18 protein-coding genes and 3 pseudogenes are annotated in these 16,367 nt (G+C 63.9%); 12 read left to right on the top strand and 9 right to left on the bottom strand.

What is annotated here, in order from left to right:
• Nucleotides 1-69 precede the first annotated feature (69 nt).
• The 8 genes from ACFQT0_RS06905 to ACFQT0_RS06870 all read right to left on the bottom strand — a co-directional run bounded on the left by ACFQT0_RS06905 (nt 70) and on the right by ACFQT0_RS06870 (nt 5,310).
• Nucleotides 70-486, bottom strand: coding sequence for a hypothetical protein (locus ACFQT0_RS06905; RefSeq protein WP_380201495.1), 417 nt, complete (start codon nt 484-486; stop codon nt 70-72).
• A 356-nt stretch (nt 487-842) separates the two neighbouring features.
• The gene (locus ACFQT0_RS06900) at nt 843-1,226 is read right to left on the bottom strand and encodes a sensor histidine kinase (RefSeq protein ID WP_380201492.1); all 384 of its coding nucleotides are present in this window, start codon (nt 1,224-1,226) and stop codon (nt 843-845) included.
• Nucleotides 1,223-1,723, bottom strand: a complete 501-nt coding sequence (locus ACFQT0_RS06895) for a histidine kinase dimerization/phospho-acceptor domain-containing protein (RefSeq protein ID WP_380201490.1) — start codon at nt 1,721-1,723, stop codon at nt 1,223-1,225. Before ACFQT0_RS06895 ends, ACFQT0_RS06900 begins: the two co-directional genes overlap by 4 nt.
• Nucleotides 1,711-2,388 carry a tetratricopeptide repeat protein gene (locus tag ACFQT0_RS06890; RefSeq protein WP_380201488.1) on the bottom strand — a complete coding sequence of 226 codons (678 nt, stop codon included), beginning with the start codon at nt 2,386-2,388 and terminating at the stop codon, nt 1,711-1,713. The genes ACFQT0_RS06895 and ACFQT0_RS06890 overlap by 13 nt, the downstream gene beginning before the upstream one ends.
• Nucleotides 2,385-2,699 (bottom strand): tetratricopeptide repeat protein, encoded by a 315-nt coding sequence (locus tag ACFQT0_RS06885; RefSeq protein ID WP_380205931.1) that lies wholly within the window; start codon nt 2,697-2,699, stop codon nt 2,385-2,387. The genes ACFQT0_RS06890 and ACFQT0_RS06885 overlap by 4 nt, the downstream gene beginning before the upstream one ends.
• Before the next feature lie 370 nt (nt 2,700-3,069).
• Nucleotides 3,070-3,840, bottom strand: a complete 771-nt coding sequence (locus ACFQT0_RS06880; protein ID WP_380201486.1) for a sensor histidine kinase — start codon at nt 3,838-3,840, stop codon at nt 3,070-3,072.
• Nucleotides 3,774-5,087 carry a hypothetical protein gene (locus ACFQT0_RS06875; RefSeq protein WP_380201484.1) on the bottom strand — a complete coding sequence of 438 codons (1,314 nt, stop codon included), beginning with the start codon at nt 5,085-5,087 and terminating at the stop codon, nt 3,774-3,776. Before ACFQT0_RS06875 ends, ACFQT0_RS06880 begins: the two co-directional genes overlap by 67 nt.
• Nucleotides 5,071-5,310 (bottom strand): hypothetical protein, encoded by a 240-nt coding sequence (locus ACFQT0_RS06870; protein ID WP_380201482.1) that lies wholly within the window; start codon nt 5,308-5,310, stop codon nt 5,071-5,073. Before ACFQT0_RS06870 ends, ACFQT0_RS06875 begins: the two co-directional genes overlap by 17 nt.
• A 640-nt stretch (nt 5,311-5,950) precedes the next feature.
• On the opposite strand from ACFQT0_RS06870, the gene ACFQT0_RS06865 reads away from it, so the two are divergent.
• Nucleotides 5,951-6,349: a hypothetical protein gene (locus tag ACFQT0_RS06865; protein ID WP_380201480.1), complete on the top strand. Its 399-nt coding sequence runs from the start codon at nt 5,951-5,953 to the stop codon at nt 6,347-6,349.
• Nucleotides 6,258-6,572, top strand: a complete 315-nt coding sequence (locus ACFQT0_RS06860; RefSeq protein WP_380201478.1) for a hypothetical protein — start codon at nt 6,258-6,260, stop codon at nt 6,570-6,572. The genes ACFQT0_RS06865 and ACFQT0_RS06860 overlap by 92 nt, the downstream gene beginning before the upstream one ends.
• On the opposite strand, the gene moeB is transcribed toward ACFQT0_RS06860, so the two are convergent.
• Complete coding sequence (gene moeB / locus ACFQT0_RS06855; RefSeq protein WP_380201476.1) at nt 6,566-7,669, bottom strand: molybdopterin-synthase adenylyltransferase MoeB; 1,104 nt, start codon at nt 7,667-7,669, stop codon at nt 6,566-6,568. The two genes, ACFQT0_RS06860 and moeB, sit on opposite strands and share 7 nt — an antisense overlap.
• A 423-nt stretch (nt 7,670-8,092) precedes the next feature.
• On the opposite strand from moeB, the pseudogene ACFQT0_RS06850 reads away from it, so the two are divergent.
• The 10 genes and pseudogenes from ACFQT0_RS06850 to ACFQT0_RS06805 all read left to right on the top strand — a co-directional run.
• A pseudogene (locus tag ACFQT0_RS06850) lies at nt 8,093-8,602 on the top strand (acetamidase/formamidase family protein); the annotation flags it as partial.
• Between the two features lie 127 nt (nt 8,603-8,729).
• On the top strand, nt 8,730-9,155 hold the full coding sequence (locus ACFQT0_RS06845) for an acetamidase/formamidase family protein (protein ID WP_380201474.1): 426 nt from the start codon (nt 8,730-8,732) through the stop codon (nt 9,153-9,155).
• 307 nt (nt 9,156-9,462) lie between these two features.
• Entirely contained in the window at nt 9,463-10,530 is a 1,068-nt protein-coding gene (locus ACFQT0_RS06840; RefSeq protein ID WP_380201472.1) for a tetratricopeptide repeat protein, read from the top strand.
• Nucleotides 10,531-10,627: 97 nt separating this feature from the next.
• Entirely contained in the window at nt 10,628-12,691 is a 2,064-nt protein-coding gene (locus ACFQT0_RS06835; protein ID WP_380201470.1) for an OmpA family protein, read from the top strand.
• Nucleotides 12,692-12,882: 191 nt separating this feature from the next.
• Nucleotides 12,883-13,311: a two-component regulator propeller domain-containing protein gene (locus ACFQT0_RS06830; RefSeq protein WP_380201468.1), complete on the top strand. Its 429-nt coding sequence runs from the start codon at nt 12,883-12,885 to the stop codon at nt 13,309-13,311.
• Nucleotides 13,275-14,363, top strand: a complete 1,089-nt coding sequence (locus ACFQT0_RS06825) for a ligand-binding sensor domain-containing protein (protein ID WP_380201466.1) — start codon at nt 13,275-13,277, stop codon at nt 14,361-14,363. The genes ACFQT0_RS06830 and ACFQT0_RS06825 overlap by 37 nt, the downstream gene beginning before the upstream one ends.
• Nucleotides 14,364-14,440: 77 nt before the next feature.
• A pseudogene (locus ACFQT0_RS06820) lies at nt 14,441-14,623 on the top strand (triple tyrosine motif-containing protein); the annotation flags it as partial.
• Nucleotides 14,624-14,661: 38 nt separating this feature from the next.
• Entirely contained in the window at nt 14,662-15,540 is an 879-nt protein-coding gene (locus ACFQT0_RS06815; protein ID WP_380201464.1) for a histidine kinase dimerization/phospho-acceptor domain-containing protein, read from the top strand.
• Between the two features lie 171 nt (nt 15,541-15,711).
• Nucleotides 15,712-15,993, top strand: a pseudogene (locus ACFQT0_RS06810) (response regulator); the annotation flags it as partial.
• Nucleotides 15,988-16,320, top strand: coding sequence for an Hpt domain-containing protein (locus ACFQT0_RS06805; protein ID WP_380205930.1), 333 nt, complete (start codon nt 15,988-15,990; stop codon nt 16,318-16,320). The pseudogene ACFQT0_RS06810 and the gene ACFQT0_RS06805, both read left to right, overlap by 6 nt.
• Nucleotides 16,321-16,367: the final 47 nt, after the last annotated feature.

The raw sequence follows: 16,367 nt of genomic DNA, 5'->3' as shown, positions 1-16,367 counted from the left end.
GGGCCTGGGAGGTGAGGGCGGCGGTGCGCTCGGTTACGAGGCGCTCCAACTCCACGTTTTGGGCTTCAATCAGGCGCTTGGCCTTTTCTTCTTCCTCGCGCTGCACCCGCTCTTTTTCCAGGGCTTTTTCTGGCTGCGGGCAATGAAGATGAACGTAATCAGCCAGATAATAACAAAGCCCTGGGAGGTATCCAGGGCATCGTCGAAGCGCTTGGCCAGCTTGCCGTCGGCGCCGGTTAGGGTGTATTCCAGGGTTTTGTACACCACAAACGGCACCATGGCAAACAACAGGGTGCGTGCCGGCCGGTAGTCGCGCACGGCCACCAGCACGGCTACCACCGTGAGCAGCACGAACAGCCAGTAGCCACTGGTCAGCATCGGTATTCTGAGCTTGAAAATGGCCGCTATCAGGAACAGCACCACCCCGGGCACCCAGATATAGCCCAGCAGATGGTTCCAGCGGGCCAGCCGGGTGGGCAAGTCCAAAACCGGCGCAGGCCCCGCACCATCAGAATGGCTAGCGGGGCCAGCATCAGGAGCTCACCGTAACTAGTGGCGTTTTTCATTGAGGCAAGAAAGCAGGAGCAGAATACTAGGTAGCAAGGAAAAACGGCGATTCAAACGAACTAAGGCACAACTCCGCGGCCAAGCCCCAAAGCTGGCTTGCCCCAATTGCTGCTGACCGCGCGACGAGCTCAGGCGCGCGCCACAGCCTAAAACGCGCAATCGGGTATAGTTCTGGCTTACGCTCGCAAAAACAGCGTCGGCAAGATACTATTTGAGATAGTAATAAACGGACTGCTACGTTCTTACCCGCCGTGGCTGCCTCCGGAAAGAGGGTGCTAAGCCGGCAGGGTGATGAGGAACTCGGTTCCTTCGCCTTCGCGGCTGTGCACGGTGAGCGTGCCGCCGTGGCCCTTGGTGACGATGTCGTGCGAGAGCGACAAACCCAGGCCCGTGCCCTCGCCGCTGGGCTTGGTAGAGAAAAACGGCTGAAATATCTTTTCCTGCACGTGTTCCGACATGCCGGTGCCGTTGTCGCGCACCCGGATTTCGATGGCCCGCTCCGCCGTGCGGCGGGTGCTCAGGGTTACGGCCGGGGCGTAGCACGCCTCGGCGTGCTGCTGGCGCTGGCGCACGGCGTACAGGGCATTGCTGCACAGGTTGAGCAGCACCCGGCCCAGGTCCTGCGGCACCACCGAGACGAGTTCCAGGCTGCGGGTCAAAATCCTTGTTGAGCCTGGGCTGCAAACGAGTGGTCGTCGGTGCGCAGGGCCTGGTAGGCCAGCGTCAGCGACTCGCCGGCCAGGGCGTTGAGGTCGGTGAGCTCGCGCTGGCCGGTGCCGCTGCGGGCGTGCTGCAGCATGTCGTTGATAATGGAGGAGGCCCGCTGGCCGTGCTGGCTGATTTGCTGCAGGTTCTGCTTCAGGCCGGCCATTATTTCCTTTTCCAGCTCGCCGGCGCCCCGGCGGCCGGCGGGCCGGGCGTTGTTGTCTTCGCTGAGCATGGCCACGCTCACCTCGGCGAAGTTTTTCATGAAGTTGAGCGGGTTTTGCAGCTCGTGGGCAATGCCCGCCGAGAGCTCGCCCACAAAGGCCCATTTCTCGGCCTGCACCAGGCGGCCCTGGGCAGCCTGCAGTTCGTCCTGCTGCTGCTTGAGCAAGGCGTAGGCCCGCTGCTTTTCGCGGTTGTTGCGCCAGAGCACCACGCTCAGGCCCCCCACGGCACCAAGGCTGACCAAGGAGCCCAGCAGAAACCACTGCTGCGCCCGGTTCTGCCGGCGGATGAGCGCGCCGGTTTGGGTGAGCGCGCCAATCTGGGCTTGTTTTTGGCCAGCTCGGCGCGGTACTCCAGCACGGCGGCCCGGCGCTGCAGGTCGCTGCTGTTGAGGGTGTCTTTGTAGGCCCCAAACAGCTGCTCGTAGCGGTAGGCATCGGCGTAGCGCCCGAGCTTAGACGAAGCCTGGGCCAAGACCTCGCTGGCGTCGCGGCTTAGGTTTTTGGTGCCGTGGCGCTGCGAGGCCCGCAGGCTGTTTTTGGCATGAGCTAAGGCGCTGTCGGGCTGGCCGGTGTGCAGAAAAGCGCGGGCCAGCAGCAGCTGGACCCGCGGAATTTCGCCCAATATCTGCATGCGCTGGGCCTGCTTCAGGCTGCGCTTCCCGTAGGCAAAGGCCTCCTGGTAGTGCCCCTGCCGCTCGGCCATGCTGCCGATGTTGATTTCTTCGAAGAGCGTGCCCGCCTGGTCGTTCAGGTTCTTCATAATGGCGGCCTCCCGCTCGTAGCTGCGCTGGGCCTGGGCCCACATGCCCTGCACCCGGTAGAGCTCGCCCAGGCCGGCGTACGCGTTGCCCACGCTCAGGATATCGCCCGATTCCCTGGCCAGCTTCATGCCCTGCCGGAGGTACTCCCGGGCGTGGTCGTATTCGCCCAGGCCTGGGTGCTGGTGATGCCGAGCCGGGTGTTGAGAAACGCCATCCACTTGCGGTCCTGCTGCGCCTCGGCCAGGGCCAGGCCTTTCCGGTTCGCCGTCAGGGACTTGACGTACATGCCTTGTTCCGAAAAAATAGACGACAGATTGTACAGGCTCCGGGTCTGGCCCACGCGGTTGCCCACCTGCTTGAACCCCAGCCGGGCCTGTTCCGAATAGCTTTCGGCCGGCCCGTACTCGCCGCGGTGGCGGTAGTAAAAACCCAGGCCCAGGCGGGCTTCGGCCGCGCCGGCCGTGTAGCCCAGCCTGCTGCGAAAGGCGCAAGGCTTCCTGAAACAGCGCGGCCGATTCGTCGGCCGTTGAATTGCGCAGCTCGTAGGCTAACCGATTGAGCCGGTGGATGCGGGCGGTATCAGGGCTGGGATGCGCTTGCAGTTCGGCGCGCAGTTTCACTGCCGCCGACGGTTGGGCCTGCAGCCCCAACGAAGCCAACAAACTCAGCAGCCAAATAACGAAAGCCCTTTTCATGAATCACAAAGAAACTTCCAAATTGGCGGCTAACTGCTAGCCGCGCGCCCGAAACTCCTGATTCCTGCAATTTTGCCGAATCATAGTCCTTTTCGTTGCCGCAATCGGGTATTTCTACTGAGGCAGCCGGATGAGAAACTCAGTACCCTCGCCTTCGCGGCTTTCCACCGTGAGCGTGCCGCCGTGGCCCTTGGTCACGATGTCGTAGCTCAACGAGAGGCCCAGCCCCGTGCCTTCGCCCACGGGCTTGGTGGTGAAGAAGGGCTGGAATACTTTGGCCTGCACGTCCGCGCTCATGCCCGTGCCGTTGTCGCGCACCCGGATTTCAACGGCCCGCCCGGTTACGCGGCGGGTGCTCACGGCCACGGTGGGCTGGTAGGGCGGCCCGGCCGGGCGGCCGGCGGCCACGGCGGCTTGCCGCTGGCGCACGGCGTGCAGGGCATTGGTGCACAGGTTGAGCAGCACCCGGCCCATGTCCTGCGTTACCACGGCTACGGTGCCGAGTCGGGGGTCAAAGTCGGTGGCCAGGTCGGCGCGAAACGTGCTGTCGTGGGCACACAGCTCCTGGTAGGCCAGGTCGAGCGACTCATCAGCGAGGGCGTTGAGGTCGGTGGGCACGCGCTGGCCCGTGCCGCTGCGCGAATGGGTCAGCATGTCCTTGATGATGGACGAAGCCCGCTGGCCGTGCTGGCTGATTTTCAGCAAATTTTGCTTGAGGCCGGCCAGAATTTCTTCTTGCAGCCCGGTATCGCGGAGGTCGTCGGCGCGCTCGCCGTTCATGTCGTCCACCAGGTCGGTGCTCACTTCGGCAAAGTTCTTCATGAAGTTGAGCGGGTTTTGCAGCTCGTGGGCAATGCCCGCCGTGAGCTCGCCCAGGAAGGCCATCTTCTCGGCCTGCACCAGCCTGCGACTGCGTCTGGCGCAGGCTGCTGCAGCGTACGCCGGTTGATGCGCAGCTGCCGGTAGATGAACGCACCCAGCGCCGACACCAGCACCACGGCCAGCAACGCCCCGAATAGCAGCCAGTTGCCGAGGCGCAGGCGCACGGCCTGCACGGCCTGGGCCTGCCGCAGGTCGCTTATCTGCTCGTTTTGCGCCTGCTCCACCCGCTCGCTCTCGTACTGCGCTATGTGGAAGGTGTTCTGCGCGGCATTAAACGAATCGGCCAAGGCGATGAAGGCGCGGGAATAGCGCTGGGCCTCGGCGGGCTTGCCCTGGGCGTCGTAGAAGGCCGACAGCTGCTGCAAATACCGGGGCCGCAGGCGGTTGAGCTTGGCGGCGGTGGCTTTCTCATACGCCAGGCGCCAGTGCTTTTCGGCGCGGGTGTAGTCGCGTTGGGCCGTGTAGTACCGGGCCCAGGTGGCGTCTATTTCCAGCTCGCCGGGCTTGTCGGCCATGGGCAGGCGCAGCGAATCGGTGAGCTGCTGGGCCCGAGCCAGCAGGCGGCCGGCGGGCTCGGTTTGCTGCATTTGCAGCAGCACGGCCGCTTTCTGCACCATGCCGTGGGCCTGGGTCATGCCCCGCTCGGCGGCGTCCGGCACGCGGGCGGCCAGGGCCGAATCGGCGGATTGCAGTGCGGCCGGGTAGTGGTGCTGCTGCAGGTAGAGCTTGGAGAGCGCCAGGAAAGTAAACACCCGGTTCTGGCCCTGCACCTGGCGGAATTCGGGCAAGGCCTGGGCCTGGCTCAGGTACTCCACGGCCTTCTCGGTGTTGCCCCAGTCGGCGTAAATGGCGCCGGTCACCAGCAGGCTCGTTGATGAACAGCTTCCGGCTGAACTGCTGGGCAATGTCGGCCGCGCGCAGGCTGTTGTTGATGGCCCGGTTGTAGTCGCCCATCCGCCGGTAAAACGCCCCCGCGAGAGGTAGCACGCGGCAATGTTTTCGATGTTGCCGCGCAGCCGGTAGAAGGCCAGCTTCTCGTCGTAGTACTGCCGGCGGGCCTCCATGGCATTCTGGCGGTTATAGAGCGTCACCAGGTCAATCAGCAGCCATGGGATGGGGCGCTCGACCCGGTCGAAGGCGGCCACGGCGGCTTTCATGCTGTCCAGCGCAGCGGCGTTGGCGGTATCGCGGTGCCAGAGCACCAGGCCCGCGCGCAGGCGCCGGTACGGGGTGTCATCCAGCGTTCGCACGCGCTGGTTCAGGGCCAGCAGCCTGCTTTACCAGGGGCAGGGCTTGGGCATTGGTGGGGTGCAGGTCGAGCAGGTGCACCACGGTGCGCAGGCGGGCCGTGTCGGTGCGCTGCTGCGGCAGCACGCGGGCCAGCGAGTCGTAGTCGGCATCCCAATAGCGCTGCTGGGCGAGCACCGGGTGGCTCATTACCCAGAAAGCCAGCACCGTAAGAATCCATTTCATGGTCAGAGCCAAGGCTTAAAGACAGAAGTTGCGTCGATGAGCTTCAAAAACCCGCCGGACGGTGGGCCTTTGCAGCCCACCCCCGCGGTTTGTTGTTGAAAATCAGCGCAGATGACGTACGGCGATAAGCCTGGGTTAAATAAACTTGTTTGGGCAAGTCCGCTGGCTTCGGTAGGCAGAGCCGCGGCGCACGCCTGCGTATTATTGGTAAAAAGTGTTGCGTCGGGCCGTTCGAATGAGCCAAGGTGTGCCGGACTGAACCGTCCGGCCTGTGGAGAAGCTGCTTTTGCTGTTCTGGTAATTTTTTCTTGAAATGCAGCCGTTTTAGCAAAAATACTATTTTTTTATATATCAATCTTAAGCGAAACCACTTTTACCCGGAAAAGAATTGCTTCCTCAGTGTCCTGATTTCGCGGAAGAGCTTTCCGCCAGCAGCCGAGTGCGAGCGCTGGTGGCCCCGGGCCGCCAGCACCCGGAGCCATGCGCTGAGGCCTCCTGAACGCTTGGGCTGGCACGGTAGCTACTGCCTGCCCAAGATTTGAGCAGCATACATTCCCCAGGCTATCTGTTCCGAATCCGGCTTTTAATCACTTGCTTTACAGCAGCACACGCCCAAATGCTTCTGCCAGCGTTCTACCCCATGGAGTCTCAAGCCGCCGAAGATTTTATTGTGGATGAGTTGCGGCGCAGCCTCTCCCCTACGCTCTATTACCACGGCTTGCACCACACCCTCGACGTGAAGGCCGTGGCCATGGAGCTGGCCTACGCCGAGGGCGTCACCGATACCGAATCCCTGGTGCTGCTGCGCACGGCGGCCCTTTACCACGATGCGGGCTTTCTGCACACCTACCAAGGGCACGAGGCCCGGGGCTGCGAGCCTGGTGCGCGTCACCTTGCCCAACTACGGGTATTCGCGGGGGCAGGTAGAACAGATTTGCGCCATGATAATGGCCACTCGCTACCCGCAGGAGCCCCAGAGCCACCTCGACCAGATTCTCTGCGACGCCGACCTCGACTACCTGGGCCGGCACGATTTTGAGCCCATTTCCACCAGCCTCTACCACGAGCTCACGGCCCGCCAGCTCATTGCCGGCGAACGCGCATGGTTTCAGCTCCAGGCCGATTTCATGACCCACCACCGGTACTGGACGGCCACCACCGTGGCCCGGCGCACGGAGCCCAAACAAGTGCGGCTGGACCGCATTCTGGGACTGCTGGCTGCCTGGCCCAATTCGGACGGCGAGTCCGACCGCAATCAATAATCGGCCAGGCCGTTGCGCAGCGAATACACTTCCACAAAGCCCTCCGCCAGGAGCAATTGAGCTGCTTTTTGGCTGCGCACGCCGCTGGCGCAGTGCACCACCACGGGCACCGCAGGCTCGAGGCCCGCAAGCTGCCCGGCCAGCTGCCCCAGCGGAATGAGCTGGCCGCCAATGCTGCGCCGGGCGTGCTCGTGCGGCTCGCGCACATCGAGCAACTGCAACGGCCGGCCGCTCTGCTGCCACGCTTTCAGCTCGTCGGCGCTTATTTCGGCGGCGCGGGCCGGGGCCGCTTCCGCCGGTGCGTCGCCGCAGAAAGCCGCATAGTCGGGCGCCAGCGCCGTAAGCTGCTGGTTGGCCGCCACGGCGCGGAAGCGGATGGTCTGAAAGCGCATACTTAGTGCATCGACCAAGAGCAGACGGCCGCTGAGCACTTCCCCCAGCTCCAGAATTATTTTCAGGGCTTCGGCGGCCTGCAGAGTGCCCACTAAGCCCGGCAGCACCCCCAACACCCCTATTTCGGCGCAGTTGGGTGCCTCGCCCGGCGCTGGCGGCACAGGGTGCAGGCAGCGATAGGTGGGCCCGTTCTGGTAATTGAACACCGACACCTGCCCTTCAAACTTGAAGATGGCCCCGAACACCAGCGGCTTGCCCAACAGCACGCACGCATCGCTGACGAGGTAGCGGGTGGCAAAATTGTCGGAACAGTCCACCACCAGGTCGTAGTCGGCAAACAGCGTGAGGGCATTGGCGGCGGAAAGCAGGGTTTGGTGCGGCCTTAGCTCAATAAACGGGTTTTGCGCGTGGAGCCTTTCGGCGGCCACTTCGGCCTTGGGCCGTCCTACGTCGGCAGTGCCGTACAGCACCTGCCGCTGCAGGTTGCTCTCGTCGACGCTGTCAAAATCGAGTAGCCCCAGCGTGCCCACGCCGGCTGCCGCCAAGTACTGCAATACCGGGCAGCCCAACCCGCCGCAGCCCACCACCAGCACTTTAGCCGCTTTCAGCTTCTGCTGGCCGGCAACGCCGATTTCGGGCAGCAGCAGGTGGCGGCTGTAGCGGTTATTCTCAGCAGCAGTGAAGGTTGGTTCGGTGGGATTCATAAATGGGATACGGCAGGAATAGCAGTCGATTTATAGCCAAACAAATTCAGGGCGCTGTCGGGGCAAGCTGCCGGCAATTTCGGCAAGACGGGACTTATGCAGAGCCGAATTTCCAATGTCGCCGAGCACTGGGCAGGCCCCTCCGTCAGTTGCCCTAGACCTTCGATTTTACTGAGGGCTTTTTTCTGTGAAGCTCAACCGTCTACATTTGCCCATTAAGCTGGTCTGGAGCAAAGGAAATAAAGGGGTTAATGGCTGCTTTATTTTACTTAACATAATAAATAAATGGGCCTAACCGATAGCTCAACTTGCTGTATCACAGCCATTAAATATCTTCGGCTAGAATATCAATGCCAGGATGTAAGTCGGCTTGGCCGCCGCAAGCATTGGTGGTATTAAGCCGAAGGGTGCGTACTTACCGGCATGAAAAACCGTCACCTGCTTTACTCGCTCCGGAATTTGGGCCTGGCCTTTCTCCTCGGTCTCCCCTTGGGTGCCCAAGCCCAACGAGCCCAGCACACGCTAAAGCCTACTCCCAGCACCGTAGCCTGGGGCTATTATGATGCCGCCGCGGCGCCTGTTATGCGCATCAAATCGGGCGATGCGGTGGAAGTCCACACCCTGATTACCTCCACTCCTGCGCGGCTGGAAGGCGCCGGCGTGGCGCCCGCCCAGGTAGAGCAGGCCCTGCGCGACATCACCGAAAAAGTAACCAACAAAGGCCCCGGCGGGCATATCCTCACCGGTCCCATCTTCATCGAGGGCGCCGAGCCGGGCGACGTGCTGGAAGTGCGCATCCAGTCCGTGAAGCTGGCCATTCCTTACGCATACAATGCATTTGGTGCCAAGAGCGGCTTCATTCCGGAAGATTTTCCGTACGCCAAAATGAAAATCATTCCGCTGGATGCCAAGAAGATGGTGGCGCACTTCGCGCCGGGCATCGACGTGCCGCTGCGCCCGTTTTTTGGGAGCATGGGCGTGGCGCCACCCGCCGCGGCGGGCCGGCTGAATAGCGCCCCGCCCGGCATCCACGCCGGCAACCTCGACAACAAGGAGCCTGGTGGCCGGCACCACGCTGTACTTGCCGGTGCACGCGGCGGGCGCGCTGTTTTTTGTGGGCGATGGCCACGCCGGCCAGGGCAACGGCGAGGTCGACATCACGGCCCTGGAAACTTCGCTCAGCGGCACGCTGCAGTTCATCGTGCGCAAAGACCTGCACCTGAACTGGCCCCGCGCCGAAACGCCCACTTCCTACATCAGCATGGGCCTGAACGAAGACCTGACCATCGCGGCAAAGGGCGCGGTGCGCGAAATGATAGACTTCCTGGTAACCGAAAAGCACCTGACCCGCGACGACGCCTACATGCTGTGCAGCGTGGCCGGCGACCTCAACACCACGCAGGTAGTCGATGGCACCCGCGGCGCCCACATGATATTACCGAAAAGCATTTTCGGGAAAGCCGCGAAAGAAAAGAGAAAGCAATAGGCCGAACAACACTCTGTTCGGCCGTGGAAACCTCACCCCGGCCCCTCTCCCCAGGAGAGGGGAGCCCGACGTTAACCAAATGAAAAGCCCCGGCTCAATATTGAGCCTGGGGCTTTTTTACTTTCAGAATTGAGCTAACCCTTGTGCCGTGGCTCCCCTCTCCTGGGGAGAGGGGCCGGGGGTGAGGTTTCCACGGGGAAGGCTTTGCGCTGCAAGACATCTTTTTTACTATACCCTTCGCATCGAAATCAAAAAATCCAATATCTTCGCTTCATACGCTTCTTATTAATCCTACCTTCTGGATTTCATGCAAAAAGCTCTACTTATTCTCGCGTTGCTGGGAGCCCCCGTTCTGGCGCAAGCGCAAGTCGATTCGGTGCGGGCCAGCACCTTGCCCGGCCCGCAGCTCGCCGAAAAGGCCTACAACAGCGGCTTGGCCAGCTTCAACGCGCAGAGCTACCCGGCCGCGCTGCGCAGCTTCGACCAGGCCATTGCCGCCAAGCCCGATTTTGCGGCCGCCTACACCAACCGCGCCGCTACCCGCTACGAACTCAAGGAGTATCCGCAAGCCCTGGCCGACTACGACCAGGCCCTGAAGCTGGAGCCGGGCAACTATTCCGGCTACTTCGGGCGGGCCAAGGTGCGCGAGGCCCAGCACCAGCTCGCCGAAGCCGACCAGGACTATTCCGAAGCCGTGAAGGCCAAGCCCGACTACGCCCCGGCCTGGTACAACCGCGGCGTGCTGCGCTTCGAAAAAGGCGATTACCAGGCCGCGCGCGACGACTTTGACGGCGCCATCAAGGCCGACCCGCAGCTGGCTTACGCCTACCACGACCGCGGCAGCGCCCACCAGAAGCTCAACAACTACGCCGCCGCCACCCAGGACTACACCAAGGCCCTGACGCTGCAGCCCGAGCTGCTGCCGGCGCTGCTCAACCGCGCCACTGCCGAGCGTCGCACGGGCCAGCTGCCTCAGGCCCTGCGCGACTACGACGCCTACCTGGCCAAGAAAGCTGACAACCCGCTGGCCTTTAGTAACCGCGGCAGCGCCCGCTTCGAGAACAAGGACTACGCCGGCGCCATCGCCGATTTCAGCCAGGCCATCAAGCTCGACGCCAGCTACGCCTACGCCTGGAACAACCGCGCCGCCGCTCAGCTCAAGTTGGAAAAGTACGCCCAAGCCGCCGCCGATGCCAGCGAAGCCATCAAGCTCAAGCCCGACTACGCCGAAGCCTACCTCAACCGCGGCCACGCCCGCGAAATGCTTCGTCAGGCCGACGAAGCCTGCCAGGACTGGCGCCGGGCGGCCGAACTGGGCATTGCGGTGGGGGATAATTATGCCGCGGCCGCCGGCTGCGCGGGCCAAGCCCAGTAGAAACGCGCCTTGGCGCGTTCGGCGGCAGCACCACGCCTGCCCAACCGTTCAAAGATTGAACGCGCCAAGGCGCGTTCCTACCCCTTTACTTAGCGCAATGCCTATCTATTTCCGCCTGATTCTGCTGCTACTCCTGGCTTCTTCGGCATCTCGGGCCGTGGCTCAAAGCGTGGAGTTTACCAAAGACCAGTTTTCTGACAATAAAGAAGGGCTGCGCGAGGCCATGCGCGAGCTCAAGGCCGGCGACACCGAATACCTGGCTGACCCGGTGCGCTACGCCCAGGCCCTGACCCACTACCTCGCGGCCCAGGAATTCAACCCCAACAACGCGGCGCTGAACGTGAAAATCGGCGACTGCTACCTGCACTCGGCCACCAAAACCGCGGCGCTCCCCTTCTTGCAAAAAGCCGCCAAGCTCGACGCCACCGCTGATGCGCGCACCCACTTTCTGCTGGCCCGCGCCCTGCACCTGAGCGCCAAGTGGCGCGAAGCCATGGCCGAATACCAGCGGTACACCCCCATGGGCGTTAACACCCGCAACGGCAGCGACCCCGGCATTACGCCCAACGACCTGCAGCGCTACATTCAGCAGTGCCGCAACGGCCAGCAGGCGATGGCCCGCCCCGCCCGAGTGTTCATCGACAATGCCGGGCCGGAGCTCAATTCCGCGGATTCGGACTACGGCCCTGTGGTATCGGCCGACGAATCGACCATTCTCATTACCTCGCGCCGGGCGGGCTCCACGGGCAGCAAGAAAGACCCCGAAGGCAACGGCTACTTCGAAGACGTGTACCAGGCCACCTGGAAGGGCAAGGCCTGGAGCCGTGCCACCAACCTGGGCGCGCCCGTGAACACCGACGAGCACAACGCCACCGTGGGCCTGGCGCCCGACGGCCAGCGCATGCTGGTGTACTCCAACGCCAACGGCGGCGACCTGCTCGAAGCCAACCTCGGCGGCAGCGCCTGGAGCAAGCCCAAGCAGCCGGGCTCGCGCATTAACACGCGCAGCCACGAAACCTCGGCCAGCTACTCGCCCGACGAGCGGTTTTTGTACTTCGTGAGCGACAAGGCCGAAGGCAGCCTGGGCGGCTCCGACATCTACAAGGTGGAAATGGACAGCCGCACCCCGCCCGTCAACCTGGGTTCGGTGATTAACACGGCCTACGGCGAGGAGGGCGTATTCATGCAGCCCGATGGCAAAACCATGTTCTTTTCCTCCGAAGGCCACAACTCCATGGGCGGGTACGACATCTTCAAGTCGGTGTTTGAGAACGGCAAGTGGAGCACGCCTGAGAACCTGGGCTGGCCGATTAACACACCCGACGACGACGTGTTTTTCGTCACCTCGGCCTCGGGGCGGCACGGCTACTACTCCAGCGACCGGCCCGGCGGCCTGGGCGCCAAGGACATTTACCGCATCACCTTCCTGGGCCCCGAAAAGCAGCCCCTGCTGAGCGAAGAAGACCAGCTGCTGGCCTCGCGCCTAGCCCCCATGAAGCAAACCGTGCTGGCCCCGGCCGTAGCGGTCGCCACGGCCCAGGTCACCATTCTGAAAGGCACCGTGACCGACGACGCCACCAAGCAGCCGCTCGAAGCCACCATCGACCTCGTCGACAACAAGAGCGGCCAGACCATTGCCACCTTCCGTAGCAACTCCACCTCGGGCCGCTACCTGGTGAGCCTGCCCTCGGGTACCAACTACGGCATCGTGGTGCGGCAGGACGGCTACCTGTTTCACTCCGAAAACTTCGACCTGCCCGCCGGCGCGGCCTATGCCGAAGTCGTGAAAGACATTCCCCTGAAGCGACTGGAAGTGGGCACCACCATCGTGCTGCGCAACATTTTCTTCGACTCGGGCAAGGCCACGCTCCGCCCCGAAAGCACCGCCGAGCTCGAGCGCCTGCAAAAGCTGCTCACCGAAACCCCAGCCCTGAAACTGGAAATGGCCGGCCACACCGACAACGTGGGCGAAGACGCCATGAACCAAGACCTGAGCCAGCGCCGGGCCCAGGCCGTGGTCACCTATCTCACCCAGCACGGCATTGCGGGCGCCCGCCTCACGGCCGCCGGCTACGGCGAAACCCAGCCCGTGGTGCCCAACACCACCAAGTTCGGCCGCCAGCTCAACCGTCGCACCGAGTTTAAGGTGACGGCCAAGTAGAAGCGAGCCCTGGCAAGGGCGTAAATTGAGCTGGCTTTATCCTGAGTTTAGCCAGCAGTCAGGCCCTGCCTTTTACCTTGTAGCGTCAAACGACCGGGTAGCCGGTTGGGCCGCCCTCCTGCTTGAAAGCTTTCCTCCATTTTTTGTACACCCGCCGGGCGGGACTTGCATGGTGGCCTTTGCTGGCGCTGTTGCTGGCACTGGCGGGGCCCGCAAGTGCGCAGCAGGCCTTTCTGCGCCAGTTTGGGCAGGCCGATGGATTGCGCGCGCCGTCCGTTTATGCGCTGCTGCAAGACCGCCAGGGCTACCTCTGGCTGGGCACGGCCGAGGGCCTGATTCGCTACGACGGCTCCCGCTTCCTCACCTTCACCAAAAAAGACGGCCTGGCCGAAAATTTCGTGGTTTCGCTGCGGGAAGACCCGGCCAGCGGCCAGCTCTGGGTGGGGCACTTCTTCGGTGGGGTTTCGGCCAAAGATGAAGCCACGGGCGCATTTGCCGTGGCCGACCGCACCGCGGCGCCCGCCAGCCTGCGCCGCCCGGCCAACCAGGTTCCGCCCCGGATTCGGCCAGCATTGGCCGGTACTTGCGCCGCTACCGGCTGCGCTTGCCCGCCGGTGTGATACCCAGCTGCCTGCTCGAAGACCGGGAAGGCAATGCCTGGCTGGGCACGGTCGGGCAGGGCCTGTGGCGCCACTCCGACCGGCACCTGAGCCGCTACCCTACCCCGGCCAACATCTCCCCGCCCCTGGCCATGAGCACCGGCCAACTCGGCACGCTGATGGTGGGCACCGCCGCAGGCTTGCAATCTGTGAGTCCTTCTGGCAGGTATGGCCCCCGGCTGAGCACGGGCCCGGCCGTGCCCGTGCGGGCAGTGCTGCCGGTACCAGGTAGCTCAGGCAGCTACTGGGCCGGTACCGCTGGCGACGGCCTCTGGATATACGCCCCGGGCCAGACGCCGCAGCGGGTGGCGGGCCTCCCGGGCACCCTCGACGTCACGGCGCTGACTTACGGGGCTCGCAGCGGCCTGTGGGTGGGCACAGCCACCAACGGCCTCTTCCTGCTGCCCGCTAACAACGGAGTGCGGCACTTCACTACAACCAACGGCCTGCCCCACAATACGATTTATGCGCTGCTGGCCGACCGCGCCGGCCGAGTGTGGGTGGGCACGCACGGCACCAGCCTGGCCGCCTACGATGTGGCCCGGCAACGGTTCACGTATCACCGTCCCAACAGCCGCGGCCTAATTATCAGCAGCTTTGCCGAAGACACTGGCGGGCGCGTGTGGGTGGGCACCGAGGGGCAGGGGATGTATTGCTTTTCCGGCAATGCCTGGCGCCACTACCAAGCCGCCCACAGCCCCTCTACTAACTTTGTGTACGGCCTGCTGGCCCTCCCTGGCCTCCCCGGAACCAGCGAAGCGGGCCGGTGGCTGCTGCTCTCGCATTTGCAAGGGCTTTCGCTGCTCGATGAAAAGACGGGAAATTTCACCCCCTTGGCCGCCAACAGCAACCCCCTGGTGCGCGACGCCCGCGGCCCGCTGGCGCTGACCACCGGCTACCGGCCCAACGCCTGGGCAGCCACCCGCGCCGGCCTGGTTCGGGTGGACTTGCGAGAGGCATTCGGCCGCACCCAAGTAGCGCCCCCATCCTGGTACTCACCACGGCCGAAGTAGACGGCGACCCGCGCACCATCACCAAACTGGGCCAGCTCTCGGCCACGCGCCACCGCCTGCGCTTTGCCTTCGAGGGCGTGAGCCTGGCCGCCAGCGGCGAACCGCTGGAGTACCAGTACCGCCTGCGGGGCCTCTCGGATGCCTGGAGCCGGCCCAGCACCTCGCCCGAAGCCCAATTTCCGGGGCTCGACGCCGGCCGCTATACCATGGAGGTACGGGCCCGGCGCGGCCCCACCGGCCCCTGGAGCGACGCAGCCAAGGCCGAATTCAGCATTGCCACGCCGTTTTACCGCACCTGGTGGTTTGCCGGGCTGCTGCTGCTGACCGCGGGGGCCTGGTGCTGGCGACGGTGCGCGTCCGGGAACAGACCCTGCGCCAAACGCAGCAGGTGCTGGAACGCACCGTGGCCGAGCGCACCGCCGAGCTGCGCCAGCAGAAAGCCCACATCGAGAGCATCAACGCCGACCTCGTGGTGGCCCGCGATGCGGCGGAGGCTTCCCGCCGAGCCAAAGCCCAGTTTCTGGCCAACATGAGCCACGAAATCCGCACGCCCATGAACGCCGTCATCGGCCTCACCAACCTGCTGCAGGCCACTCCCACCACCACCGAGCAGCGCGAGTACCTCACGGCCATCGAGTCGTCGTCGCAAAACCTGCTGGTCATCATCAACGACATCCTCGACAGCTCCAAGATGGAAGCCGGCAAGCTTTCGCTCGAGCGCGTGCCCTTCCGCCTGCCCGAGGCGGTGCGGCGGCTGGGTGCCATGTTCCGGTTCGCCACCGAGACGAAGGGCCTGACTTTAACTATTGATGTCGCCCCCAACGTACCCGCGGCCGTGCTGGGCGACCCGGTGCGCCTGAACCAAGTGCTGGTAAATCTGGTGGGCAATGCCATCAAGTTCACGCGCCAGGGCGGGGTTACGGTTAGCGTACAAGCCGTACCAGTTCCGGAAGCTGATGCTCAAACGGAACATCCTTCGCTCCCGACTGCTGAGCTGGCGCGCATTCGCTTCGCAGTGCGCGATACGGGCATCGGCATCGCAGCCGATAAGCTGGGGGCCATTTTCGAAGACTTTTCCCAGGCCAACACCTCCACCACCCGCGAGTTTGGCGGCACGGGCCTGGGCCTGAGCATCGCGCGCAACCTGGTGCAGCTGCACGGGGTCAGCTGGCCGTGACCAGCGAAGAAGGTCAGGGTTCGGAGTTTTCCTTTGAGCTGACTTACGAAGTAGCCGATGCCAGCGCAGCACAACCCGAAGCCCAATTTGGCCTGCTGGCCCCGTTTGAGCCCGCCCTGCGCGTGCTGGTGGCCGAAGACAATGCCCTGAACCAGGCTCGTAGCCCGCAAAACCCTCGAAGCCTGGAACGTGCAGGTCGTCATCGCCGAGAATGGGCGCTTGGCCGTGGAAGCCGCCTGCGCGCCCCAGCAGCGCTTCGACGCCGTGCTGATGGACGTGCAGATGCCCGAAATGGACGGCTACGAAGCGACCCGCCGCCTGCGCCAGCGCTTCCCCGCCGCCGAGCTGCCCATCATCGGGCTCACGGCGTCCGTACTGCCCGAAGACCGGGCTATGGCCCTGGCCGCCGGCATGAACGACACCCTGGCCAAACCCTTCGAGCCAGCCGTGCTCTACGCCCGGCTGGCCCACTTCACAGGCCGTAGCACCGCGCCGCCGGCTGTGCCAACGGCCGGCAATGGGACTCCAGCGGCGAATTCAGCAGATTCAGCTCAGAATTTAATCAAGCCCGATTGGCAGCTACTGGAAGAGCTGGCGGGCGGCAACGAGGCGTTTCTTCGCCTAATCGTGAGCACGTTTCTCGTCGAGGCACCGGCCCAGGAAGCGCTGCTCGCCGCCGCCTGCGGCCGCGACGGAGCGGCCCTGGCCAGCACGGCCCACAAGCTGAAGGGCCAGGTGGCCTACTTTGGCGTGCCCACGCTGCACAGCCAGGCTCGATGAATTGGAGCAAGCGGCCCGCCACCCTGATGGCGCCGACTGCGAGGCGC

It is taken from the genome of Hymenobacter humi, from assembly GCF_042665855.1.
Taxonomy (GTDB): Bacteria; Bacteroidota; Bacteroidia; order Cytophagales; family Hymenobacteraceae; genus Hymenobacter; species Hymenobacter humi.
This window is presented reverse-complemented; position numbering and strand designations above follow the sequence as displayed.

What these genes read in the sequence shown, in the direction of transcription:
- ACFQT0_RS06890 (WP_380201488.1), bottom strand. Translation starts at nt 2,388, where the DNA reads ATGAAGCTGGCCAGGGAATCGGGCGATATCCTGAGCGTGGGCAACGCG.
- ACFQT0_RS06880 (WP_380201486.1), bottom strand. Translation starts at nt 3,840, where the DNA reads ATGGCCTTCCTGGGCGAGCTCACGGCGGGCATTGCCCACGAGCTGCAA.
- ACFQT0_RS06870 (WP_380201482.1), bottom strand. Translation starts at nt 5,310, where the DNA reads ATGAAATGGATTCTTACGGTGCTGGCTTTCTGGGTAATGAGCCACCCG.
- ACFQT0_RS06865 (WP_380201480.1), top strand. Translation starts at nt 5,951, where the DNA reads ATGGAGTCTCAAGCCGCCGAAGATTTTATTGTGGATGAGTTGCGGCGC.
- ACFQT0_RS06860 (WP_380201478.1), top strand. Translation starts at nt 6,258, where the DNA reads ATGGCCACTCGCTACCCGCAGGAGCCCCAGAGCCACCTCGACCAGATT.
- moeB (WP_380201476.1), bottom strand. Translation starts at nt 7,669, where the DNA reads ATGAATCCCACCGAACCAACCTTCACTGCTGCTGAGAATAACCGCTAC.
- ACFQT0_RS06840 (WP_380201472.1), top strand. Translation starts at nt 9,463, where the DNA reads ATGCAAAAAGCTCTACTTATTCTCGCGTTGCTGGGAGCCCCCGTTCTG.
- ACFQT0_RS06835 (WP_380201470.1), top strand. Translation starts at nt 10,628, where the DNA reads ATGCCTATCTATTTCCGCCTGATTCTGCTGCTACTCCTGGCTTCTTCG.